24 protein-coding genes are annotated in these 23,002 nt (G+C 65.6%); 11 read left to right on the top strand and 13 right to left on the bottom strand.

Features of this window, described 5'->3' with window-relative positions; all coding sequences use genetic code 11:
- Positions 1 to 3: 3 nt before the first annotated feature.
- Entirely contained in the window at positions 4 to 828 is an 825-nt protein-coding gene (iolO, locus tag VAE54_RS08060) for a 5-keto-L-gluconate epimerase (RefSeq protein ID WP_322801439.1), read from the top strand.
- A 10-nt stretch (positions 829 to 838) separates the two neighbouring features.
- Here the strand turns inward: iolO and VAE54_RS08055 are convergent, their stop codons facing one another.
- Genes VAE54_RS08055 through VAE54_RS08035 form a run of 5 tightly spaced genes read right to left on the bottom strand, consistent with a single transcriptional unit; the run spans position 839 to position 5,195 of the window.
- Complete coding sequence (locus tag VAE54_RS08055) at positions 839 to 1,282, bottom strand: nucleotidyltransferase domain-containing protein (protein ID WP_322801438.1); 444 nt, start codon at positions 1,280 to 1,282, stop codon at positions 839 to 841.
- Positions 1,239 to 1,646 carry a HEPN domain-containing protein gene (locus tag VAE54_RS08050; protein WP_322801437.1) on the bottom strand — a complete coding sequence of 136 codons (408 nt, stop codon included), beginning with the start codon at positions 1,644 to 1,646 and terminating at the stop codon, positions 1,239 to 1,241. Before VAE54_RS08050 ends, VAE54_RS08055 begins: the two co-directional genes overlap by 44 nt.
- Before the next feature lie 47 nt (positions 1,647 to 1,693).
- Positions 1,694 to 3,055: an acyl-CoA dehydrogenase family protein gene (locus VAE54_RS08045; protein ID WP_322801436.1), complete on the bottom strand. Its 1,362-nt coding sequence runs from the start codon at positions 3,053 to 3,055 to the stop codon at positions 1,694 to 1,696.
- 27 nt (positions 3,056 to 3,082) lie between these two features.
- Entirely contained in the window at positions 3,083 to 4,210 is a 1,128-nt protein-coding gene (locus VAE54_RS08040; RefSeq protein ID WP_322801435.1) for an acyl-CoA dehydrogenase family protein, read from the bottom strand.
- Positions 4,200 to 5,195, bottom strand: a complete 996-nt coding sequence (locus VAE54_RS08035; RefSeq protein ID WP_322801434.1) for an acetoacetate decarboxylase family protein — start codon at positions 5,193 to 5,195, stop codon at positions 4,200 to 4,202. The genes VAE54_RS08040 and VAE54_RS08035 overlap by 11 nt, the downstream gene beginning before the upstream one ends.
- A gap of 127 nt (positions 5,196 to 5,322) precedes the next feature.
- Between VAE54_RS08035 and VAE54_RS08030 the strand changes: the two genes are divergently transcribed.
- Together VAE54_RS08030 and VAE54_RS08025 are read left to right on the top strand one after the other, a co-directional pair.
- A complete protein-coding gene (locus tag VAE54_RS08030; protein WP_322801433.1) occupies positions 5,323 to 5,874 on the top strand; it encodes a DUF2726 domain-containing protein in 552 nt (183 codons plus the stop codon).
- On the top strand, positions 5,849 to 6,799 hold the full coding sequence (locus VAE54_RS08025; RefSeq protein WP_322801432.1) for a 2-hydroxy-3-oxopropionate reductase: 951 nt from the start codon (positions 5,849 to 5,851) through the stop codon (positions 6,797 to 6,799). The genes VAE54_RS08030 and VAE54_RS08025 overlap by 26 nt, the downstream gene beginning before the upstream one ends.
- 70 nt (positions 6,800 to 6,869) lie before the next feature.
- On the opposite strand, the gene VAE54_RS08020 is transcribed toward VAE54_RS08025, so the two are convergent.
- Together VAE54_RS08020 and rpsO are read right to left on the bottom strand one after the other, a co-directional pair.
- Complete coding sequence (locus VAE54_RS08020) at positions 6,870 to 9,107, bottom strand: polyribonucleotide nucleotidyltransferase (protein ID WP_416223786.1); 2,238 nt, start codon at positions 9,105 to 9,107, stop codon at positions 6,870 to 6,872.
- Between the two features lie 234 nt (positions 9,108 to 9,341).
- Positions 9,342 to 9,611 carry a 30S ribosomal protein S15 gene (rpsO, locus tag VAE54_RS08015; protein WP_322801430.1) on the bottom strand — a complete coding sequence of 90 codons (270 nt, stop codon included), beginning with the start codon at positions 9,609 to 9,611 and terminating at the stop codon, positions 9,342 to 9,344.
- A gap of 356 nt (positions 9,612 to 9,967) precedes the next feature.
- Here rpsO and VAE54_RS08010 point away from each other — a divergent pair, with 356 nt between their 5' ends.
- From VAE54_RS08010 to VAE54_RS08000, 3 genes are read left to right on the top strand one after another with little or no spacing between them, the layout of a single operon-like run.
- Complete coding sequence (locus VAE54_RS08010) at positions 9,968 to 11,080, top strand: DUF763 domain-containing protein (RefSeq protein WP_322801429.1); 1,113 nt, start codon at positions 9,968 to 9,970, stop codon at positions 11,078 to 11,080.
- A gap of 37 nt (positions 11,081 to 11,117) precedes the next feature.
- Complete coding sequence (locus VAE54_RS08005; RefSeq protein ID WP_322801428.1) at positions 11,118 to 11,471, top strand: hypothetical protein; 354 nt, start codon at positions 11,118 to 11,120, stop codon at positions 11,469 to 11,471.
- Positions 11,472 to 11,474: 3 nt separating this feature from the next.
- Positions 11,475 to 12,068: a YkoP family protein gene (locus VAE54_RS08000; protein ID WP_322801427.1), complete on the top strand. Its 594-nt coding sequence runs from the start codon at positions 11,475 to 11,477 to the stop codon at positions 12,066 to 12,068.
- Here VAE54_RS08000 and VAE54_RS07995 read toward each other — a convergent pair.
- The 4 genes from VAE54_RS07995 to hisG all read right to left on the bottom strand — a co-directional run bounded on the left by VAE54_RS07995 (position 12,054) and on the right by hisG (position 16,283).
- Positions 12,054 to 13,313 carry an ABC transporter permease gene (locus tag VAE54_RS07995; RefSeq protein WP_322801426.1) on the bottom strand — a complete coding sequence of 420 codons (1,260 nt, stop codon included), beginning with the start codon at positions 13,311 to 13,313 and terminating at the stop codon, positions 12,054 to 12,056. The two genes, VAE54_RS08000 and VAE54_RS07995, sit on opposite strands and share 15 nt — an antisense overlap.
- A gap of 176 nt (positions 13,314 to 13,489) precedes the next feature.
- Positions 13,490 to 14,086 (bottom strand): imidazoleglycerol-phosphate dehydratase HisB, encoded by a 597-nt coding sequence (hisB, locus tag VAE54_RS07990; protein ID WP_322801425.1) that lies wholly within the window; start codon positions 14,084 to 14,086, stop codon positions 13,490 to 13,492.
- Complete coding sequence (gene hisC / locus VAE54_RS07985; RefSeq protein ID WP_322801424.1) at positions 14,073 to 15,176, bottom strand: histidinol-phosphate transaminase; 1,104 nt, start codon at positions 15,174 to 15,176, stop codon at positions 14,073 to 14,075. Before hisC ends, hisB begins: the two co-directional genes overlap by 14 nt.
- 69 nt (positions 15,177 to 15,245) lie before the next feature.
- On the bottom strand, positions 15,246 to 16,283 hold the full coding sequence (gene hisG / locus VAE54_RS07980; RefSeq protein ID WP_322801423.1) for an ATP phosphoribosyltransferase: 1,038 nt from the start codon (positions 16,281 to 16,283) through the stop codon (positions 15,246 to 15,248).
- 132 nt (positions 16,284 to 16,415) lie between these two features.
- Here hisG and VAE54_RS07975 point away from each other — a divergent pair, with 132 nt between their 5' ends.
- From VAE54_RS07975 to chrA, 3 genes are all read left to right on the top strand, one after another.
- Positions 16,416 to 17,120, top strand: coding sequence for a Crp/Fnr family transcriptional regulator (locus tag VAE54_RS07975; protein WP_322801422.1), 705 nt, complete (start codon positions 16,416 to 16,418; stop codon positions 17,118 to 17,120).
- 381 nt (positions 17,121 to 17,501) lie between these two features.
- Positions 17,502 to 18,188, top strand: coding sequence for a hypothetical protein (locus VAE54_RS07970; RefSeq protein ID WP_322801421.1), 687 nt, complete (start codon positions 17,502 to 17,504; stop codon positions 18,186 to 18,188).
- A 38-nt stretch (positions 18,189 to 18,226) separates the two neighbouring features.
- The gene (chrA, locus tag VAE54_RS07965) at positions 18,227 to 19,369 is read left to right on the top strand and encodes a chromate efflux transporter (RefSeq protein WP_322801420.1); all 1,143 of its coding nucleotides are present in this window, start codon (positions 18,227 to 18,229) and stop codon (positions 19,367 to 19,369) included.
- Positions 19,370 to 19,425: 56 nt separating this feature from the next.
- On the opposite strand, the gene tilS is transcribed toward chrA, so the two are convergent.
- Positions 19,426 to 20,931, bottom strand: coding sequence for a tRNA lysidine(34) synthetase TilS (tilS, locus tag VAE54_RS07960; RefSeq protein ID WP_322801419.1), 1,506 nt, complete (start codon positions 20,929 to 20,931; stop codon positions 19,426 to 19,428).
- A 70-nt stretch (positions 20,932 to 21,001) separates the two neighbouring features.
- Positions 21,002 to 21,799 carry an alpha/beta fold hydrolase gene (locus VAE54_RS07955; RefSeq protein ID WP_322801418.1) on the bottom strand — a complete coding sequence of 266 codons (798 nt, stop codon included), beginning with the start codon at positions 21,797 to 21,799 and terminating at the stop codon, positions 21,002 to 21,004.
- Between the two features lie 287 nt (positions 21,800 to 22,086).
- Here VAE54_RS07955 and VAE54_RS07950 point away from each other — a divergent pair, with 287 nt between their 5' ends.
- Together VAE54_RS07950 and VAE54_RS07945 are read left to right on the top strand one after the other, a co-directional pair.
- Positions 22,087 to 22,296, top strand: coding sequence for a hypothetical protein (locus tag VAE54_RS07950; protein ID WP_322801417.1), 210 nt, complete (start codon positions 22,087 to 22,089; stop codon positions 22,294 to 22,296).
- Between the two features lie 80 nt (positions 22,297 to 22,376).
- On the top strand, positions 22,377 to 22,895 hold the full coding sequence (locus VAE54_RS07945; RefSeq protein ID WP_322801416.1) for a hypothetical protein: 519 nt from the start codon (positions 22,377 to 22,379) through the stop codon (positions 22,893 to 22,895).
- Positions 22,896 to 23,002: the final 107 nt, after the last annotated feature.

Raw genomic sequence — 23,002 nt, 5'->3', positions numbered from 1 at the left:
GGGATGGGATGGCCGCTGGCGTTTGTGCTTTCCTGGCAACCTACCCGCTTTGAAGCCGTTGCCGCCATCGAGGAGCTGGAGGCCACCCTGGCGCAGCTGCGGGCGCTGGGATACGCCGGGGTGGAACTGGCCGTTCGGGATCCGGCGACCGTCCCGGCTTCACCGTTGCGGGCCCTCCTGGAACGCTATGGACTGCGGGTCCCGGCCATCGGCACCGGTCAGGCGTGGGTCGAGGAAGGGTTATCCCTCACCCATCCGGATGCCGCCGTGCGCCGGGCAGCCCTCGCCCGGCTGGAGGCCCACCTGGAGCTGGCGGCGGAATGGGGAAGCCTGGTGATCATCGGGTTGATCCGCGGGCGCCTGATGGCTGGCGTCGATCGGGCCCAGGCGCTCGAATGGCTGAGCGAAGCCATCGCCCGCCTGGCGGACCGGGCCGCCTACCCCGTTCGACTGGCGCTGGAGCCTTTAAACCGCTACGAAACGGACCTGTTGAACACGGTCGAGGAGGCGCTTTCCCTCATCGAGCGGGTGGGGCGATCCCAGGTGGGCGTGCTGCTGGACACGTTCCACGCCAACATAGAGGAAGCTTCCCTGGAGAGGGCCATCGCTCGCGCGGGGGACCGGCTGTTCCATGTGCATATCGCGGACTCCAACCGCCGGGCGCCCGGGTGGGGGCATCTGGATTTTGAGTCTGTCCTGAAGGCGCTTCGAGAGGCGGGCTACCGGGGGTGGCTCTCCGCCGAGGTGCTGCCTCAGCCTTCGCTGGAGGAGGCGATGGCGCAGGTCGCCCGATGGGCGCGTATCGCGCTGAACCGTTCCCCCAAGTAGCGCTGTAGTCTCATTCTCCCTCCCGGGGCCATCGGATCCGCCATCCGGAGGGCAGGCGTTCCACCTCCCCGCGGGCTTTCCATTGTTGGAAGATCGATCGCATCCGGGCGAAGGCCCCGCGATCCCAGAGGACGATGCCATGGTCCAGAGCCTCCAGAAGCAGCGGATGGCGTTCTTCGAACATCCGCTCCCATTCCGGGCGGCTATATGGGAAGAGGTCCACGTTCCCCTCAAGGAGCGGGGTGAAGTGGAGGATTCGATCGATCAGGCGCAGGCCATCTGCCCCCCGAAGGCCCAGGAGGAGATCATAATCGCTGCGCCAGGACCAGTCTCCCCGGGCGATGGAGCCGAACAGAACCAGGAACTCGATCTCTTCTCCCCGCTCTCGGAGGAGCCGCTGAACAGTCCGCTCAAAGCGCTCCTGATCCGGAAGGCCGGATGGAAGATTCTGCAAAGCGAATCACCTCCGCTGCATCCTGGAGGGCTTGCCGGGCGTCCGATTCCAGGAACTGATCGACGGGTGCGCCCCGGTCGAAGGCGTTCGGATAACGGGTGGGAATATAGAAGCGGTTCAGGCGCGCGCAGGCCTCCCGAATCTCAGAAGGGATATCTGCGTAAACGGCCAGGGCGTCCAGTAATATATTCAGGTTATGCCCGAACAGAGGATGACGGAAATGCTCCCCCAATGCCTTCAAGGCCTTCTCAGCCGCCTGCTGGCATGTGAAACAGCACCAGGACCAATGCCCGTTTCGAAACAGATCCTGGGCTGCCTGCCATTCGGCCTGAGCCTCCCGCAACCAGTCATCCGCTCGTTGCATTGTTGCGCCACATCCCCGGAAGATCTTCCGCTTTATTCTAATCTTGATCAGAGGCTCCGGCCGAATGAGCGATCTTCAGAGGGGATCTGGGGGTAAGGGACGCCGGCCAGATCCGAGGCCCAAAAGGATTCCACCAGGGCCAGCATGTTGATCTGGTTGGTGCCTTCGTAGATCGGGTTCAGCCGAACGTCCCGCAGGGCCTTCTCCACCCCCCAGGCTGGCATGTAGCCCCAGTCCCCCATCAGGTCCAGCGCGCGGGTGGTGATGTAAACCCCGAGATCGGCGCACAGGGCTTTGGTGGCGGCGGCGATCCCCTGAACGGGGCGTCGATACCGGGCGCTCTGCCAGACCATCGCCCGCATCGCCATCGTCAGGGCCCACAGCTCGGCCAGGGCGACCTGCACCTCCGGATACGCCAGCAGGGGGCGGTTCCCCAGGCGGGTTTCCCGGGCGAAGCGGGTGGCGGCCTCCACTGCCCCACGGGCGATCCCCAGGGCGATGGCCCCCACCACCGCCCGCGAGTAATTGAGGACGTTCCGGTTCAGGGCCCAGCCCGAGCGCTCCGGCCCGATGCGATGGGTCTCCGGGACGAACACCTGGTCGAAGAACAACTGGGTGGCATCGCAGGCCCGCTGGCCCAGCTTGCGCTCCCGTCGCCCGGTCCGGAACCCTTCCCGTCCCCGCTCGACGATGAAGGCGGTGAAATCCCGATCCACCCGCGGCGGCTGGCCGTCCTCCCGCTCCAGCACCGCGAACACCACCACGTAGTCCGCGCGGCTTCCGCCGGAGATGAAGACCTTCTGGCCCTGGATCACATAGCCCCCGCGAACCTTGCGGGCAACGGTGCAGAAGCGGGCGGAGGTGGCGCCCTCGCTCTCCTCCACATCGGAGCCCGCCTCCGGCTCCGTGATGGCATAAGCGACCAAGCGGATCTCCCCGCGCCGGTTGGCGCGGCAGATCGGCCACAGCCACCGGCGCCAGACCCCCAGGTCGCCGCAGAGCAACAGCGGGGCCATCCCCAGGTCGTGGAACAGTAACGCCAGCCCGATGCCCCCGCAGGCGGCGCAGAACTCCTCCGCTTTCAAGGCGAAATGGAAGATATGCCGCCCGGAGATCGCCCGCCAGGGCATGGTGCCGATGGGCCACGGCGCGGCCTCGGAGAGGAAACCCCGACGGCCGGCCTCTCGATACAGCGGCCCGAGATCCACCCCTTCCGGATCTCGATCCGCCTCCCGGGCGAGGGGCGCAATGAACTGCTCCGCGAAGCGCCGGTAGGCCCGGCGACGCCGCTGCAGATCCCGGGGCAGCGTGCGCGTGTCCCGCTCCCACATGGTTTCCGTGGAATGGTCATACAGCCAGCGCCCCAAGGGCTTCAGGCGCTGAATGGCATCGAGCAGCTCCGGATGCATCGCGCCTCCTGTTCCTCAGAAAAAAGATCACTCGGCGTAACGCAACCGGATCCGGTCGGGCGACCCGTGGAGCACGCGCAGGGTGGAGACATCCCGCAGGCGCCCGGCCAAGCCGTGGTCCTCCATATAGCCGTATCCCCCCATCACCTGCAGGCTGTTCGAGACCGCCCGCCAGGCGTGCTCGGCGATGGCCAGCTTGGCGATGGCGGCCCAGCGTTCCAGGACGTCCTCGGACAGCGCCGCCAGAGGCTGCTCCGCGTGGGCCTTCAACAGGAGCTCCAGGGTCATCACATCCGCGGCCGCCGTCCCCAGCAGGCTGCGCACCGGCCCATGGGCGATGATCCGGCGTCCCCCCTGATAACGGGTCCGGGCATATGCCCGCGCTTGATCCAGGGACCGTCGGGCGACGCCCAGGGCGATGGCCGCATGGCCCAGCCAGTCCAGGGCAAGGAGCCGCCGCAGACGCCGATGGGCTTCCTCCCCCCGAGCGAGGATCCGGGCGACACCCTCCCGAGCGATGAGAACCCCGCCTGCGTGCAGATGGCCCATCCACGCCCCTCGAAGCCCCAGGCGCTCCGGAAGGGGTTCGAGTCGGACCCCCGGGAGGTCTGCGGGGAGGGCGATCAGCGCCCAGGAAGAATCCTCTGCGGCGCGGGCGAAGAGCAGGAGGCCCTGGGGAGGGCCGGCCGAGATCAGAAACCAGGAGCGACCTTCCAGAAGGAGATGGTCATGCGGCCCGGTGAGGCGCAGCCCATCCTCCTCCTCCCCGGCGAAGGGGCTCGGGGAGATCCCATCGGTCAGCAGTCCGCCCAGGGCCAGCCGAGTGCCCCGGGGGAAGACCCGAGCGCCCTCCAGGGCGGCGCAGGCGATCCCCTGGGCGTGGAGGGCGAGGGCGAACCCCGCACAGGCCTCGCCCAGCCGAGCCAGCACATGCAGGGAGAGGCCGAGGCGTTCCGCCCACACCCAGCGCCCCCAGATGCCCGTCGCGAAGCCCGGTGCTTCGGGATCCGGATCCGTAAGCAGACCGATCGCCTCCGCCTCTTTCAGCAGGGCCTCTCGGCGCGCCGGATCCGCCTCCGGATCCTCGGCCTCCAGCCGCTGGAGGAAGCGGCGGAGCGCGACCTCCAGGAGCTGCGCTTCTTCTTCAACGCTCACGGAGCCCTCCCGGATCTTCCGAAGGGGAATGGATGATCACCGGCGTGGCGGCTTCCCCATAGCGAACCGTGAGACGGGCCACGGGGCGATCCGCTCCCGGATACGGCGCGTGCGGCCGCGCCGCCGAGTCGATGGCCTCCCCAGCTGGGAGGATGGCGTAGCGGACCAGGTAGTTCTTCGTCGCGACGGCCACAGGGGAGAGATCCAGGCTCCGGAGCTGATCCGCCACCGGGTGATCGCCCAGGATCAGCGCGCCGGATCCCGGGCGCAGGCCCAGCTGGTAGACCGCGTAGACCGGGATGGTGGTGCGGATCAGCGCGCCGTCGCGGACGCTGAAGGTCACCAGCGGGCGCAGGTCCCGGATCACCGGCCCGCCGGAACGGACCGTCAGGGTGAGGATATGACGGTCGCCCTCGCTGAGGCGCACCCGCTGGAAGGCCGGAGTTTTCTCGAAGTCCATGTCGGCGAGGAACTTGGCGTAGCCATAGATCACTCGCCCGGCGTCCCGGGCGATGCGGGTGGTCACCGGCAGATGGAGGATGAAAGCCCCCCACCCCGGGAAGCGGCTTTCCAGGAGCACCGGGAGCCCGGGCGGGGCGGGCCGTCCATAGGTGCACAGGAGGGCGATGGCCACCTCCCCATACGGGCCGATGGTGGTGTGGATGTAATGGAAAGCGGCGATCCCCACCAGCGCCCGGCCGCCGGGGGTCATCACCGGGTGAAGGCGGTCGGAAGGGAGCAAGGCCCGCACCGCCTCCCGATCGGCGGTGAAGATCCCCAGGAAGCTATCATCCCGGTAGTAGAAAATCGGAAGATCAACCCGGCCGGAGCCCACATCGATCCCGGTGGCGGTGGGTCCGGTCCAGCGGAGGAACTCCTCGGCCGCGTCCGGCCTCCAGCCGAGGAGCGCCCGAAGGCCTCGCACGCCCATATACCCCAGGGCGGCAACGCCCATCCCCGCAAGCCACCATCCCCTGCGTCCCATCGCCAGCCTCCCTCCGGTATGCTAGGGGAGAAAGCTCAGGAGCAACGCTCTATGTTATAATTCTGGCCGAAATCGTCGCATCCGCGCTTCGGAGCCCTCGGGGCAAACCGCAGCAAGGAGTCGGATCATGGAGCAGCTGGGAGGGATCCTGATCGCTGCGGCGTGCGGGCTGGGCCTCCTCCTGGTCCTCGCCGTTGTATGGCTGTTGAATCCCTCTATCCAGAGGGGAACGCCGGCTCGGGCTGTGAAGAGACCGGAGGCTCTCCGGGAGGGCTCCTTGCAGATCCGACGGATGCTCTCGGACGCCGAGGCTGCCTTCTACTGGGCGCTGAAGCGGGCCGTCGGCGATCGGTGGGTGATCCTCCCCAGGGTTCCCCTTCATCGCGTGTTCCGCCGCATCGAACATCTGCCCCGGGAGATGTATACCATGCTGGAGAACGGCGAGGTGGATTTCCTCCTGGTGCATCCGCGCTCCTGGGAACCGGTCTGCGGGATCGAGCTGGACGACAGCACGCATCACAGTCCCACCCGGCGGGAACGGGATCGCCGCAAGGAGGCGCTGTTTCGGGCAGCGGGCCTGCCCCTGCTCCGCTGGAGCATGAGCGAACGCTGGGATGTGGAGGAGATCGCCACACGGGTGAGTGCCGCCCTGAATGCGGCTCGAAAAGCCCAGGGTTGAGCGGGGATCCCATCTCCACCGATCGGAGGCCGCCATGGAGCGCATCGGTTTCATCGGCCTGGGCGTGATGGGGAAGCCCATGGCCCGCAACCTGATGAAGGCCGGATACCCGCTGGTGGTTTACAACCGCAGCCGCGCGCCTGTGGAAGAGCTGGCCGCGGAAGGGGCGGAGGCGGCGGGCTCCCCGAAAGAGGTCGCGCAACGCAGCGATGTGGTGATCACGATGCTTCCCGATACTCCGGATGTGGAGCAGGTGCTGGCCGGGCCCAACGGGGTCTTCGAGGGCGGACGGCCCGGGCTGATCGTGATCGACATGAGCACCATCGATCCGATCGCCGCGCGGCGCCTCGCCGCCCAGGCGGCGGAGCGGGGGATCGCCATGCTGGACGCTCCGGTCTCGGGAGGGGAGATCGGGGCGATCCAGGGGACGCTTTCCATCATGGTCGGGGGGGAGGTATCGGCTTTCGAGCGTTGTCTTCCGATCCTCCAGGCGATGGGCCGGAATATCGTCTATATGGGCGGCCCGGGCGCGGGCCAGGTCACCAAGGCGGCCAATCAGATCGTAGTAGCGCTCACCATCGCCGCCGTCAGTGAGGCGCTGGCCCTGGCGGCCAAAGCGGGCGTGGATCCGGCGAGGGTGCGTCAGGCACTTCTCGGAGGCTTCGCCAGCAGCCGCGTCCTGGAAGTTCACGGCCAGCGGATCCTGGAGCGAAACTTCCGACCGGGGTTCCGGATCCGCCTGCACCACAAGGATCTTCGGATCGCCCTGGGGCTGGGCCGCGCGGTCGGGGCCAGCCTTCCCCTCACGGCCCTGATCCACGAATGGTTGGGGGCCATGGTCACGCGGGGGCATGGGGAGCTGGATCACTCGGCCCTGGTGACGCTGTTTGAGGAATGGGCTCAAACCGAGGTGCGCCCGATGTAAAGGTCAGGGCCGGGGCATCCGCCCCGGCCCTGAAAGTCCTCCGAAGGAGGACCACGGCCTGTCTCCCTGCTCAACGCTCGCCGGATATCCGCTTCACGATTTTCACCCGGCCGGCCAGGGGGCGTTCCTCACCCGGCTTGCCTTTGCCTTTGGGCGCCGCCTTGCTGGAAAGCAGGCGGTCTCGCTGTTGCGCCTCTTCCACCGAGAGCCCCTCCAGGACCGCCTGGCGGGAGAGGCGGATTTTGCCGTCCTCATCGATGTGGGTGACCATCACCAGGATCTGGTCTCCCACCCGCACCACGTCCTCGATGCGGTTCACCTTCTGATCGGCGATCTGGGAGATGTGAACCATCCCCACCTCACCGGGCAGGATCTCCACAAAGGCCCCGAAGTCGGTGATCCGGATGACTTTCCCCAGGTAGATCTTGCCCACCTGAGGCTCCTCGGCGTAGGCTTCGATCTTCAGACGGGCGCTTTCGGCGTCCGCCAGGCTGGTGGCGGCGATATGAACGGTCCCATCCTCCTCGATATCGATCTGGGTGTTCGTCTCCTCCTGGATCTTGCGGATGGTCTTGCCGCCAGGGCCGATCAGGGCGCCGATTTTCTCCACCGGGATGTGGACGGTGAAGATCCGCGGGGCGTGCGGCTTGAGCTCGGGCCGCGGCGCGGGCAGGACCTCCAGCATCTTCTCCAGGATATAGAGGCGAGCCTCGCGGGCCTGGTGCAGCGCCTCGGCCAGCACGTGGTAAGGCAGCCCCCGGATCTTCACATCCATCTGCAGGGCGGTGATCCCATCCGCCGTGCCGGCCACTTTGAAGTCCATATCGCCCAGGTGGTCTTCCATCCCCTGGATGTCGGTGAGGATCACGTATTTCTGCCAAGTCTCATCCGCCGTCACCAGGCCCATGGCCACGCCGGATACCGGCTTGCGGATCGGCACGCCGGCGTCCATCAGGGCCAGGGTGGAGCCGCACACGCTGGCCATGGAGGTGGAGCCGTTAGAGGAGAGAACCTCGCTTACCACCCGGATGGTATAGGGGAATTCGTCTTCCGGCGGGATCACCGGGAGCAGCGCCCGTTCAGCCAGGGCCCCGTGGCCGATCTCCCGCCGGGAGGCGCCGCGGAGCACCCGAACCTCGCCGGTGGAGAACGGCGGGAAGTTGTAGTGATGGATATAGCGCTTGGTCTCCTCCGGGGCGAGGGTGTCCAGCTCCTGTTGCTCCGCCAGCGTGGCCAGGGTCGCGACAGAGAGGACCTGGGTATCGCCGCGGGTGAAGATGGCGGAGCCATGGGCGCGGGGCGCCACATCGACCTCGCACCAGATCGGCCGGATGTCCTTCGGCCCTCGCCCATCCGGCCGGCGGCCCTCCTCCAGGATCCGGCGGCGGACCTCCTCCCGCAGCGCCTCGTGGAAGCTTTCCTTTACCTGGGCCTGCTCATACTCCGAGAGCGCATGGAGGATTTCCTCCTCCAGCTCGTCCAGCGCCTCGTTCCTCCGGTCTTTATCAAAGTATGTGTCCAGGATTTCGGCGATCTGATGATCGAGGCGGGCGCGGACCGCCTGGCGGACCTCTTCAGAGATGGTGAAGGAGCGGTAGGGAGCCTTGGGCTTGCCGATCGCCGTCCGCATCTCCTCCTGGAGGGCGATCAGCGGCTGCATGGCCTCATGGCCCAGCCGGATCGCCTCCACCATCAGGTCCTCCGGGATCTCGTTCGCTCCCGCCTCCACCATGATCACCGCATCCGCTGTCCCCGCGAGGCGCAGGTCCAGCCGGCTGTGTTCCATCTGGCTGACCGTCGGGTTGATCACGAACTGCCCATCGATGTATCCCACCCGGACTGCGCCGATGGGCCCGGACCATGGGATATCCGAGATGGTCAGGGCAGCGGAGGCGGCGATAATGGAAGGGATATCCAGGTGATATTCGGGATCGGCGGAGAGGCTGGTCAGGATGATCTGGACGTCGTTGCGGAGATCTTTCGGGAACAACGGGCGGAGGGGTCGATCCACCAGGCGGGCGGTGAGGATGGCATTCTCGGAGGGCTTACCTTCCCGGCGCTGGAAGCTGCCGGGGATCCGGCCGGCGGCGTAGAGCCGTTCCTCGAAATCCACGCTCAGGGGGAAGAAATCGATGCCCTCCCGCGGCTCCTTCGCCATCGTGGCCGTGGCCAGGATCATCGTGTCTCCGATCCGGACGATCACAGCCCCATTGGCCTGCCAGGCGAAGTAGCCGGTTTCAATTGTAATCTCTTTATCGCCTACAACAGTTTTGAAAACATGCTTTTCTCGCCTCACGTTTCGTTTCACTCCCTCGGACAGAGGATTAAGGCTTGCGCCGTTCGGCTTCCATCCAGAAGACAGTATGGCCCTTTCCCCGATTGGGAAGCCGCGCGGGGCACCTTCGGCGCCCCGCGCGGCTCTCTACACAAAGGAAGCCAATCCCGTGATCTCCGACATGGTCATGGCGGAGAAACAAGCGGGTTACCTCGCTGCCTTTGAGGCCCAGAAGGGTCCTTTCCCTCCGTGGCCTGGAGGGCTGCTTCACTTCCGCAGGCCCAGCCGTTCCAGCACCATGCGATAGCGCTGAGGATCCACCCGGGCGAGATATTCCAGCTGTCGCCGGCGTTTACCGACCAGCTTGAGCAGTCCCACCCGGGAGTGCTCATCATGCTTATGCTGCTTCAGATGTTCGGTCAGACGATGGATCCGCTCAGTTAAAATCGCGATCTGCACCTCCGGAGAGCCCGTATCGGCCTCGTGGCGTCGGAACATCTCGATCAGCTGCTGTTTCTCTTCCTTCGAAAGGCTCACTGCGCCTTCCTCCTGGCCAGGATCGTGGGATTTGGGAAGCTGACTTCCAGGTTTTATATTGTAACAAATCCGGATGGGTTCCGCAAACCATCTGCGAGAGATGAGATGGGCATGCCTACCTGTTCCCAGAAGAGGGGATGATCGGAGGCCGCCGGTCTGTTTGGATGAGGGATCATCCTGCTGGCGCTGGCATCCCGGGATCCGTTCCGGTAGAATTTTGTCGAAGAGCTCAGGTGGGCCTCTTTCCGGGGTGGTGAGGTAAGCCGCTCCGTCGGTTACTCCACCGCCGCCGGGGATTTGCGAAGCGATCGAACGCGGGATCTCCGCGTCATTTGCTGGATCGGAGAGCGAAGCGGATGCCCCGCACTGGTTTCGCAGATCTGCCTCTGCATACCGGCCGGGCCCCGCGCTGGCTGTTCGTGCGGATGACCGCCCTGGCCCGGGAGATCGTGACCATCCTGGTGGATGAATTCGGGACGGCGGAGGTGCTCCGTCGCCTGAGCGATCCCTACTGGTTCCAGGCCTTCGGATGCCTCCTGGGCTACGACTGGCACTCCAGCGGGGTGACCACGGTGGTCTGCGGGGCCCTCAAGGAAGCCCTGAAAGACACAGGGCGGGATCTGGGTCTCTTCGTGGCCGGGGGGAAAGGGAAAGCCTCCCGTCGAACCCCCGAGGAGATCGAGGCTGCCTCCCGCTATCTCCATGCCGATCCGGCGGCTCTGATCTACGCCAGCCGCATGGCAGCGAAGGTGGATAACCATGCGCTCCAGGACGGTTATCAGATTTATCATCACGTGATGGTTTTCGATCGGGAGGGGCGCTGGGCGGTCATCCAGCAGGGGATGAATCTGGACAACCGCTACGCGCGCCGCTATCACTGGCTGAGCGAGGCGCTGACGGATTTTGTCCATGAGCCCCACGCCGCTGTTTGCTGTGACGAACAGACGCGCCCCCTCAATATGGTGGCCGCGGAGGCGGAGGCCGCCCGCCGGGCTGTGGCGGAGCTCTCTCGCGAGAAGCCGTGGCGCTTGCTCCAGGAGCTGAGGCGTCTCCAGCGATTGCGCCTTCCACCCCACCATGAGATCCTGATTCAGGATATCCACCCAGACCATCTGGCCTCGATCTTCGTCAAAACCTATGAGGCTCAGCCCTCCTCCTTCTCGGAGCTTCTGGGACTCCCCCAGGTTGGCGCTAAAACCATCCGCGCGCTCGCTCTTCTGGCGGAATTGCTCTACGGGACACCCCTCTCCTTCCGGGATCCAGCGCGTTTCGCGTTCGCCCACGGTGGGAAGGACCGTTATCCGTTCCCGGTGGATCGCACGCTGTATGATCGTTCCATCCGCATCCTCCACGAGGCGGTGGAGCGGGCTCGTCTGGGGGATCGGGAGCGGCTGGAAGCCCTGCGTCGCCTGGCGGAATGGCAGCGACGGCGATCGGGCTTTCCCGAAGATCCACCGGCAGCCCATTGACTGCTGGCCCTCAACTCGTTCCGCCTTGAGGTGGCCCATGTCGCGCCCTCCCCATCCGCTCGGGATTCCTCTGCTGGTTCTGCTCTATCAGGGCCTGGTGGTGATCGCGAACTTCGGATTCAAGCGGTCCGCGGAGAGCACGACCGCTCTGACTTTTCTGGCATGGCAGATCCTGGGCAATCTCTCCGGGTTTCTCAGCGTGCTGACCTATACTGCTCTGCTCCGCTGGCTGCCTGTTCACATCGCAGTGAGCCCCACCATGGGATTGGGGTTTGCCAGCATTCAGGTCTTCACGGCATGGCTGATTTTCCGGGAGCCGATCGGGATCTGGAAATGGATCGGGACCGCGCTGGTGGTGCTGGGCGTCGCCCTGATCGCGAGGGGGCGCTGAGCGATGCAGACCATCATCGAAGCGTTTGTCCATCAGCTGGATCCCATCCTTCGGAGAGCTCATCGGGTTCGGGAGTTCACGGAGGACCCACAATGCTTGCTTCGGGTGGCGCTGGGCTTCTCCGATCGGGATCTCCAGCTCTCCGATGGGACATGGATCCGACGGGGGGATCCGATCGTGGAATTGCATCTGTGGAACGAACGGATCCCGCGGATGCCTCCGGAGGGGCCGGATCTGATCTGGAGCCTTCGGTTTTATCGACGTCTGGTGGCCTCGCTCCGGCTGGTCGCCCGGTGGATGGCGCAACATCCCGAAGCTCGACAGGCCCGGGCGCTGCGGGGAGAGACCTCGATGGTGGATCCTGCCCGAAGGCTGATCCAGGCGCTCGGGTTTGATCTCATCCGGCTGGAGCAGGAAGCCCGGGGATGGCGGCGGCTGCGTTATCGAATGGATGACCTCTATGTGTGGCTATTGATTCGCGCATATAACCCCGTTAGCTTGCGGAACCGACCTCTCCATCAGCTGGAGCGTGTTCAATTCTGGATATCGCGGGAGGCTTTCTTCAGACGCTACGGCGACTTTTCATTCGTATCGTAACGCGACGATGGGATCCAACCGGGCGGCGCGCCAGGCCGGGTAGAGACCGAAGAAGAGCCCCACGGCTGCGCTCACCCCAACCGCCAGGAGCACCGTGTCCACCCCGATGACGGCCTGGACTTCCCCCCGGCTGAGGATGCCGATCAGGGAGGCGAGGGCCACCCCTACCGCTGTGCCCATCCCGCCTCCCAGCAGGGTGATCAGCGTGGCCTCGGCGAGGAACTGAATCATGATGTCCCGACGCCGGGCGCCCACGGCTTTTCGCAGGCCGATCTCCCGCGTCCGCTCCGTGACGGAAACCAGCATGATGTTCATAATCCCGATGCCGCCCACCAGCAGCGAAATGGCCCCTAACGCCCCCAGGAACACGGTCAGCACGCTGGAGATCTGCCCGAAGATCGAGACCAGCTCGAACTGGGTCAGGACGGAGAAATCATCCTCGTCCTGGAAGCGGATCCGATGCTGTTCTCGCAGGGTTTCCGTGATCGCCCGAACCACCCCGTCGGTGTATTCCGCTCGCGCGACCTGGAGCATGATGCCGGTCACCAGCGGCTCGCCGGTGCGCGGATCCCGCGCGTCATAGAGCATTTCCTGGGCCACGGGAAGCGGGATGAAGGCCAGATCGTTGTAATCGCCGAAGGCGCTTCCCCCTTTATCCGACATCACCCCGATCACCCGGAAGGGGATGCCGTTGATGCGGACGGTCCGCCCGATCGGGTTGGGCACATCGGGGAAAAGACGACGGGCCGGGGTCAGGCCCAGCACGATCACCCGGGATCGGTTCAGAATATGGCTTTCCTCCAGGAAGCTCCCATAAAGGGGGCGCCAGTTGCGGGCCGGGGCATAGCCCGGGGTGGTGCCCAGGATGACGGTCACCGCCTCGCGGCCTTCGCTTTCCACCGGCCCGAAGCGCTGGATGACCGGGACCACCGCGACGGCTCGCCCTCGCACCGCCTGTTCAATAGCCCGGACGTCCCGCATGGTCAGCGATGAGACGTCCCGGAGGGCAGCTCCAGCGGAATTCCCCTCGGCAGCTGCCCGGGGGATCACGAAAACGAGATTGGTGCCGATGGCGGCGAACTGGGCATTGATGTAATGCTGCACGCCCCGGCCGATGGCCACCATGGCGATGACTGCGGCGACGCCGATCAGGATGCCCAGCAGCGTCAGGGCGGCCCGCAGCCGGTTTGAGGCTAAGGTATCCAGGGCCTGGCGGATGTTCTCCATCCAGAAATCGGCTCGCAATGTGACCCTCCATACTTCGTGGGGTCGAGTTCTAATCGGGAAGACCGGGCGGCTCCCTCCCCCTTTTCTATTCGGGTTCGGTAGATGGCCTTCGCCGACCGGCTGAGAGCAGAAGCTGCCGGTAGGAGCCGCTTCGGCGGCGACCTTCAGCGAAGCCGACCGGCCCTTTATCTATTCTATGGACCCAGGGTTCCTTTCGTGGAGGGAACATCGTGTCGGCGGGGATCCAGGCGCACCGCCATATCCAGGGCCCGACCCAGGGCTTTGAAAAGCGCCTCCGCCCGATGGTGATCGTCCCGTCCGTAGAGCAATCGAGCATGCAGGTTCATCCGGGCGTGGACCGCCAGGGTTTCGAGAAAGTGGGGGATCAGGGAGGTAGGCATCGCGCCGATGGACGGGCCGCTAAAGGGCAGGTCCAGCACGGCATAGGGCCGCCCCGAGAGATCCACGGCCACGAAGGCCAGGGCCTCATCCATAGGCACCCAGGCATGCCCCATCCGCGTGATCCCCCTTCGATCTCCCAGCGCCTCGTCCAGAGCCTGCCCCAGCACGATGGCGACGTCTTCCACGGTATGATGGGGGTCGATATGCAGGTCCCCTCGAGCCTGGACCTCCAGATCGAACAACCCGTGGACCGCCAGATGGTGGAGCAGGTGGTCCAGGAAACCGATCCCGGTCGCCACCCGGGCCTCCCCATGTCCGTCCAGCCGCAGGAAGATCGCGACCTCGGTTTCCGCAGTGCGCCGCTGACGGCGAGCTTCACGAGGGGCCATGGGGAACCTCCCTGGCGATCTCCGTTAGAGCCTGAAGCAGCGCCCCGGTATGCTCCGGCCGCCCGACGGAGATGCGGAGGTAATTCCGCAGCTCCGGCGATGTGTAACGGCGAACCAGGATCCCGCGGCGCAGGAGCTCTTCCCAGAGGCGATGGGCGTCCAGGTTCACCACCCGGCACAGGATGAAGTTGGTCCGGCTGGGGAGCGGCCGGAGGAAGGGGAACTCCTGCAGCGCCCGGTAAAGCCGCTCCCGTTCCGCCACCAGCCGCGCGACGTTCGCCATAAGATACGCTCGATCCTCCAGCGATGCCAGGGCGGCCTGCTGGGCGGCCAGGTTCACATTGAACGGCGGCCGAATCTCATCATACGCCCGGACCAGCTCCGGGTGCATCAGCGCGTAGCCCAGGCGGAGGGCGGCCAGCCCTGCCCACTTGCTGAAGGTTCGCACAATGACCAGATTGGGGTGTTCCGGAAGCCAGCCTGCAAAAGTGTGATCCGAGAACTCGAAGTAGGCTTCGTCCACAATGACCATCACATCCGCTGCGAGCAGGGCGTGGAGGATCTCTTCAGGGAGCAGGGCGCCATCCGGGTTGTTGGGGGAAGCGAGGAAGACCGCGGCGGGGCGATGGCGATGGACGGCTTCGAGAAGTTCTGCGAGCGGGATTCGGAAGGCCTCATCCCGCTGGAGCGTGAGAACCTTCCCGCCATGCCAGCGGACAGAGAGGGCATACATTTCGAACGTGGGCTCCACGATCAGGGCGGTGCGCCCGGGCCCGATCAGGAGGCGAGCCAGGAGGTCGATGACGTCATCGGCGCCGTTGCCCAGGGCGATCCACTCCGGGCCGAGCCCGGTATATTCCGCCAGCGCCCGGCGCAGGGCCCTCCCCCGCGGGTCCGGATACTGATGCCACGCGCCTTGAGCCAGGGCGGCATATACCCGCGGGGAGGGACCGTAGACGTTCTCATTGGCATGGAGCCGGATCAATCGATCCGGTGATACCCCATAGGCAGCGGCCAGATCATCCGGCGATGCCGACATGCTGTAGCCGAATAGATCCCGAAGATCAGGGCGCAGCCAGCGTTCGATCACGGAAGCGCCTCCTGAGACGAATTCCCCGAGGAGAAGCGGCCCGATATCCGCTCGCACAGCCAAAGCCCTCTACGATAGCTGCTCCAGCACCCGTTGCCAGCGGAGAGGCTCTTCCTCAAAAATATAGGTCACCGGGGCGACCACCACCCCGCTGCCCCCGATGGTCCGCAATTGCTGGATGGCCTCGTTCAGGCGATCCTTGCGCACAATGATATGGATGGCGAACCAGCCGGGGTCCTCCTCGCGGACATAGACGCGGGAGATGGTAGGCCCCTGGAGGCCGCCCAGATCGGTCTGGGTGAAGAGGCGACGGGCGATCGCCTCCGCGGATTCCCCCCGCATATTGGCGAAGAGCATGTAGTGAGCCTCTGCCCGCAGGTGGGCTTCAAAGAACTCCACCAGCTGGCGGGCCACCGCCAGGACCTCCGGCCGGGCCTTCAGGGCCTCACGGTTGGCGATCAGGCAGGCCTGAGCGTGGAGGATCACTCCATCGCGCAGTGGCTTCAACCGGTTGTCGTGCAGCGTCGTCCCCGTCGTGGTCAGATCGGCGATGAGGTCCGCATAGCCGATGCTCGGGGCCACCTCCAGGGTTCCCTCCGAGGCCACCAGATGGAATTCGGCGATCCCGCGTTCCTTCAGGAAGCGGCTCACCAGATGGGTGAAGCGGGTGGCGATCCGGAGGGGGTGTCCTTCCTGGGCGCGGGATCGGGCCAGAGCGGCCAGCTCATCGACCGTCTCAATCGGCCAGGCTTCTGGGACTGCCAGGACGAGATCGCAATGGCCGTAATTGAGCGCCTCATGCAGGATCAGCACCCGCGGGTCATGGTCCAGCCGTTCCATCACCACGTCGTAGCCGGTGATGCCGAAATCCACCCCCCCGTCTCGCACGCTCAGCGGGATATCCCCCGCTCGCTGGAAGAGCACGGTGACCCCGGGCAACGCCGGGATGCGGGCCACATACTGCCGGGGGTTGGCCTTCTCCACCGCGAGGCCGCAGGCGGCCAGGAAAGCCAGGGTGGGCTCCTCCAGACGCCCTTTGCTGGGGAGCGCCAGCCGGATCTCTTCCGAGCTCCTTCCGGTGGGTCGCAATGGATTCGAAGCGGACAATCCTTGCCTCCTCGTTTCCGAGGTTTGGGCTGTGGCCGGAGTCCGGCGAAAATCGAAACCGGAGCATGGCAGTTTTAATTCTACCTGACCAGCGGTATAACCCCTGAGGGAGATCCAGTAAGGGACTGGGCGATGCGCACGTTGCTGCAGACGCTCCGATCGGTTCCTCTGTTCAGCGGTCTGGACGAGGAGGCCTATCACGAGATCGGCCACTGGGTGGAGCTTCTCTCCTTCCCAGCGGAGCATTACATTTTCCATCAGGGCGATGAGGCGGATGCCGTCTGGATCGTGGCGGAGGGACGGGTGCGCATGCTCCGGCATGCATCCCCGGGGAAGGAGGTGATCCTGGAGCTCCTGGGGCCGGGCGAGGTGTTTGGGGGAGCGACGCTCTTGCTGAGCCGTAATCCGGCCACCGCTCAGGCCGCCACCCCGGTTACCCTCCTGCGCATCCCCCGGTCGGCCTACCTGGCGCTCCTCGAGCAGTATCCGCGGGTCGCCGTCCGCCTGCTGCAGATGCTCGGCCAACGCCTGGAGCGCGCGATGTCGATCCGCGCCCTGATCCTGGAGAAAGTGGAGAACCGCATCGCCTATACGCTGCTGACCCTGGCCGAGCGGGCCGGGCGCCCGGACCCCCAGGGCGTCTGGATCACCATCCCCCTTTCCCGGGAGGATATCGCCCGGATGGCCGGCACCACCCTGGAGACGGCCATCCGGATCCTGAGCCGGTGGAACCGGATGGGATGGATCCGCACGGAGCGGGGCGGTTACATCCTGATGCGGGAGCGGAAGGCCTTGCAGGATCTCGCCCGCTTAGAGGAGAGGGAGGGATGGGAGTGAGATCTCTGGAGATCCATACAGGAGGTTTCCATGCGACCACGCACATATTTTAGGAAGACCCTTGCGGGCGGGGTCTTGCTGGTGTGGCTGGCGGCTTGTGGATCGAACATCCTTCGAGGCCCGGCGCCGGGCGTGAGCCCTGCGTCTTCCGCTCCAGCGCCCTTCCCCACGAAGCCTTTGTCCTCCGCGATCGAGCCATCCGAGATCCCTGCGCCATCCGGGACGGCCATGCCGGTGGCCTCTCCGCCCCAGCCCACCGGCGGGCCTTCTCTCACCCCTCCATCCGCGACGGCCGTGCCTATGGCTTCTCCGCCATCCGGCGCTTCGCCGGGGGCTTCGGATCTTGCCATCCGGTTCTTTCGTGCGGATCGGGAAGCCATTATGCCGGGGGAAACGTTTACGCTCACCTGGGAATCGGCAGGGGCCGTTCAGGCCTGGCTGTATCTGGTTGTGGATGGCCGGTTGACCCAGGGGGTGCCGGTTTCTCCCACCGGCTCCCGGATCCTGACGGCCCCTGGGGCTCTGCGCCAGCCGCTGGAATATATGCTGCTTGTGTTCGATTCATCGGGCGCGCGGATCTCCCGCCGCCTTCGTTTACCCCTTCGACAATGCCCGGCGGGATGGTTCTTCGCGAACCCTCCAGCGGAATGTCCATCGGGCCCCCCCGTGGTCTCCTTCGCCGCTTATCAACCTTTCGAGCGCGGGCATATGATCTGGATTCAAGCCCGCGATGAGATTTTCGTTCTCTTTGAAGACGAGCCGGTCCATCGATGGCGGGTGTTTGTGGACCTCTTTGAGGAGGGGATGCCGGAATCCGATCCCGCGCTGACGCCACCTCCTGGGCGTTTTCAGCCGGTTCGGGGATTCGGGCTTGTCTGGCGGAGCGACCCCGAGGTCCAGGCCCGTCTGGGATGGGCGCTCCGGCCGGAACATGGGTTCACCACGCGGATTCAGGCCACCGCGCGGATACGTTCCAATGTTTTGTTCATGGAGGCGCCGGATGGCGGGATCTGGCAGCTGGAGTCAGAGAGCTCAAGGTGGCTGTATCGCCCTCCAGGATCCAGGTAGGGCGTTCTCCCGTTATCCGCTTGTGGGGAGTATCCGGGATGGCGGGCTCTGAAAAGCGGGCGCATTCGGGCTCCGCGCTGGAGGTGTTGAAATTTTTCCTAGGGCTGGGCTTCACCGCCTTCGGCGGGCCGGCGGCGCATATCGCTCTGATGCACCGCGAGCTGGTCCGCCGCCGACGGTGGGTGACGGAGGAGCAGTTCCTGGATCTCCTGAGCGCCACCTATTTAATCCCAGGGCCCAACTCGACCGAGATGGCGATTCATCTGGGCTTTGTGCGGGCCGGATGGGCAGGGCTGGTTCTGGGGGGCGTGGCGTTCATCGCGCCAGCGATGATCCTCGTGATGGCCCTGGCCGCTCTCTATGTCCATTTTCGAACCACGCCGGCCCTGGCGGGGATCCTTTACGGGGTGAAGCCGGTGGTGCTGGCCCTGATCGCCCAGGCGCTGTGGGACCTGGGGCGTCGGACGGTGCGGAGCTTCCCTCTGGCGCTCACTGGCCTGGCGGTTTTCGGGCTTTATCTGTGGGGCGTCCATGAGCTGCTCCTCCTGGTGATGGCGGGCGTATTCATGATGCTCGCCCGTCGAAGGTTGCGGTTCCACATTCCCCTAACAGGCATAGCGGGATGGCCCATGCTGGTTTTCTCCACCTTTCCGGCTCCCTTCAGCCTTCCCTTAATGTTTCTGCTTTTCCTGAAGATCGGCGCCATCCTGTATGGAAGCGGTTATGTGCTGGTGGCCTTTCTGCGGGCGGATTTTGTAGCCCGTCTGGGCTGGCTGACGGAGGCCCAGTTGCTGGACGCGGTAGCGATCGGCCAGGTCACCCCGGGGCCGGTTCTCACCACCGCCACCTTTATCGGCTACCTCCTGGCCGGGGTCCCGGGGGCCCTGCTGGCGACGCTCGGGATCTTCCTGCCGTCCTTTGTATTCGTTGCATTAACTGGCCCGCTGATCCCCCGGATGCGGCGCTCTCCGGCAGTCAGCGCCTTCCTGGACGGCGTGAACGCGGCTTCCCTTGGGCTGATGGCGGGGGTCCTGGTCCAGCTCGCGCCGGCTTCCCTGGTGGATCCTCTGACCGTAGGGATCGGGTTGCTCAGCCTGGCGATCCTCGCCCGTTTCCCGATCAACGCCACATGGGTCGTGCTGGCGGGAGCGGGGGCAGGACTGCTCCGGGCACTGATCTGACGCTCTGTCAGGAGGATCTTTCAGCAGCGCCTTTGCAGGTGAGGGCCAATCTCTCATCAGAGGGGCGACCGGCGGTCATTCCCGGTCGCCCGCCGGATGGCGATGCGCCATACCCGCCGGGTATCGGGGCCAGGCCGGATAAACGCCGCGGGCCGCACGCCAGCGACCCACAGGATCTCATCCCGCTCGTTGACCAGCAGCGGCCACCGCTCGCGCCAGGCCTGGGGGATCTTTTGATTGATCAGGAACGTCTTCAGGCGCACGGGGCCGGGCATCCCGGCCGGGTGAAAACGATCGCCCGGACGACGACCCCGGAAAGCCAGGTGGGTCCCCGCGCGCTCTGCGTCCAGGTAAAGGGTCCATGGATCCGCATGCTGCAGCCGGACGGGATCCCAGGCGGAGATTTCCTCCCAGATCGCCACCCACCGGCCATCGGGCCATGGGGTCTCTCCAGGGCGCAGCGGCAAGGGGGCGGTCAGCAGGGGAAGGTCCGGATCCGGCCAGACGGCGCCTTCGCGGGCGATCATCAGATTCCCATAGGCCACCACCACCCGCAGATCTTCGGGCCAGGTCAGCATGCTCCCTGTCCTCCCTTCCTCAGCCATCCGGATCGCTTCCTCCACATGTTCGAATCCCAGGTCCCGCAGGCGGCGGGCCAGACGGAAGGCGGCTTCCCGCAAGGCCATGCGCCGGAGGCTCAGAGGGAGGCCCCGCCAGCGGGCGAGGTCGAAGACGATGCGCTCCGGCTCTTCGCTGACGACGACGGTGGGCCAGACCTGACGAAGGGTCTGCTCCAGGAACTCATAATCCGCCGCGAGGGCCTCGGCCATCCGCCACCAGGTTTCCCGCAACCGGGGGTTCAGACGCTCCAGGAAGGGAAGGACCTCGTGGCGCAGCCGATTGCGGAAAAAGGTGAGATCCAGGTTCGATCGGTCGAAACGGGGCGTCAGCCCTTTGGCCTGAAGATAAGCTTCGATTTCCCGCCGCCAGATCCCCAGAAGGGGCCGCACGAGCCAGAGCCCCTCCGGGGGTCGGCGCAGCAGGCCATGGTATTCCGTGAGGGGCATGCGCGGGCGCATGCCCCGCAAGCCCGCCAGGCCGCTTCCCCGCAAAAGATGCATCAACACCGTTTCCACCTGATCATCCGCATGATGAGCGACCGCGATGGTGTGGCTCCCCACCCGGGCAGCGACCTCGGCCAGGAAGGTGTAGCGGGCCTGGCGGGCTGCTTCCTCGAGGGAAAGACCCTCCTGATCGGCCAGCGCGTGGACATCCATCCGTTCAACGGTGCAGGGCAGCCCCCAGACCCGGGCCAGCTCCGCCACGAAGGCCGCATCGGCGTCCGCTTCCGCCCCGCGCAGGCCGTGGTGGAGATGGGCGACGTGAACCGTGATCCCGAATTCTGGGGCCAGATCCCGCAGCACATCCAGCAGGCACAGGGAATCCGGCCCGCCGGAGACGCCCACCACAACCGGCTCCCCGGAGGCGAAGAGCTGAAAGCGATGAGCGGCCTCGCGGACCGCTCGCTGCACGGTGGCGATCGCCCGTTTTTCCGTAGACATGGTTTCCCATCCCGATGGGCGCGTGGGGGGCAGGAACGGGGGCCTGCCCCTGCACGCCTCCCTGGGCTCTTCAAACCTCAAGTTCCCGAAGGAACCCGCGGACCGCCTCGTTGAAGGCCTCAGGAGCCTCCACATTGGCCAGGTGGCCAGCTCGCGGGATCACCACCAGCCGGGCACGGGGGATCCCTTCCGCCATCTGGCGGGCGAGATCCGGCGGGGTTACCGCATCCTCCTCGCCGACGATCACCAGCGCCGGCGCCTGAATGGAGGGAAGGAGCTCCGTGCGGTCCGGCCGTTCGGCCATCGCCTGGAGCGCGCCGATGAGCCCGGCGGCGGGGTTCGTGAGCATCTTGCGTCGAAGGGTTTCCACCAGCTCCGGCCGCTCGCGTTGCGTGGTGGCGCCGAACAGGCGAGGAAGGAACGCCTCCACCGCGGCGGGTGTCCCCTCGGCCCGGATTCGTTCAATCAGCGCGTATCGGTTCGCCCGGGCCTCCGGGGTGTCGGCCTGGTGCCGGGTGTCGGCCAGGATCAGGGCCCGGACCCGTTCCGGATAAGCCGCATAGAAGGCGAAGGCGACATAGCCGCCCATCGAAAGCCCGGCCAGCACCACCCGATCGATCCCCAGCGTATCCAACAATCCCTGCAGGTCGGCCGCGTAGGTTTCCATGGTGTAGGGACCTTCCGGCGCGCTGCTGCCCCCGAATCCCCGCAAATCCACGGCGATCGAGCGGGCGATATCGGCCAGGGCATGGACCTGCGGGTCCCAGAGCCAGCGCCCCAGGGGAAAGCCGTGGATCCAGAGCACCGGGATCCCCTGGCCGCGGACGTCATAGACGAGGCGAATGCCGTTGATCGTTGCGAACGGCATGGTTTCCTCCCTGGGATGGGATGGCTCCCCCGGACCGAGCCCCCGGGGAGGGAGAAGATCCGAGGGCTCGACGCCATGCGGGCCTCCAGGTTTTTATCATAACTCAACTTGCGAGCCGGATCCCTCCCCCGTGAGGCAGAAAGAATTCTTTCCCCGGTTGCGGACGCTTCGCTCGGTGATGAGGGGATGGCTCCCGATCCCTCGAAGATTCCTCAGTAGATAAAGCCAGAGCAGTTGAGCTATGATTAAGAGGCGACATCGCCATGAATCCCGGAGGAGGGCGAAACGTGCGCCGCGAAGGACAGTGGTTGCTGGTGGGGGGAGCCCTGGGCGCTCTGTTTGGGGTCCTGGCGGCCTATCTTTATATGCGGGCCCGACAGGAGCGCGGAGGAAGCGCACGGCCATCCCCGGCCGCCCTGGTCCAGAGCGCTGTGACACTGGTCACCCTGTTGCGCCAGATCGTCGAGCTGGCGGAGGGAAAGGGCCGCCGTTCATGATGGAATCCAGAATCTAACAGGGGTCCAGGGGAAGAGAACGGAACGGGTTTCCTGTCTCCTTGGGGAAGAGGGAGGTCCTCATGGATGAGATTCTGGAGCGTGTGAAAGCGAATCGCCCCGCTCTGGAGCGCTGGCTCCGACTCCTGCCTGGTTATGCGGGATACAAAGAGAAGGAGCAACGGCGGGATGCGGATCGGATCCTCCGGGAAACCATCCGTCGGCGGCTTCGGGAGCTGGCCGATCGCCTCCTGGGGCTCCAGCGGGAGCTTTCCGAGCGGGATCTCGCGCGCGTGGATGAGATCGATCGTATCGTGCGCCAGCTCCAGACGCTGGCCGATCAGGTAGGGGTGGCGCGATATGGTTACGCGGGTTTCTTCGATGCCGTCCGCATCGGGGAAGCGGAGCTGGAGGCCCTTTATCGCTTCGATGCGGACCTTTTGCAGAAGATCGAGGAGCTGCAGGGAAGCGTCGATGCGCTGGGTCAGACGATCCGTGGCGGGGGCGATCTGGCTGCCGCCCTGCGCCCGCTGGAGAGCCAGCTTCAGGAGCTTCAGGCGTTGTGGGAGCGTCGTTCGGAGTTCATGATCCGTGCCTCATAAGCGTCTTTCCTCCCAAGGGCTTCCGGGGCCGGTTCGGCCCTGGGGATCTTTTCCTAACTTCCTCCTCCTCTGTGGCCTGGGGGGCCACATACATCGAGGAACGGGAA

Source organism: Thermoflexus sp. (assembly GCF_034432235.1).
Taxonomy (GTDB): Bacteria; Chloroflexota; Anaerolineae; order Thermoflexales; family Thermoflexaceae; genus Thermoflexus.
Note: the sequence above shows the minus strand (reverse complement) of the source record. Positions and strands in the feature narration are given on the sequence as shown.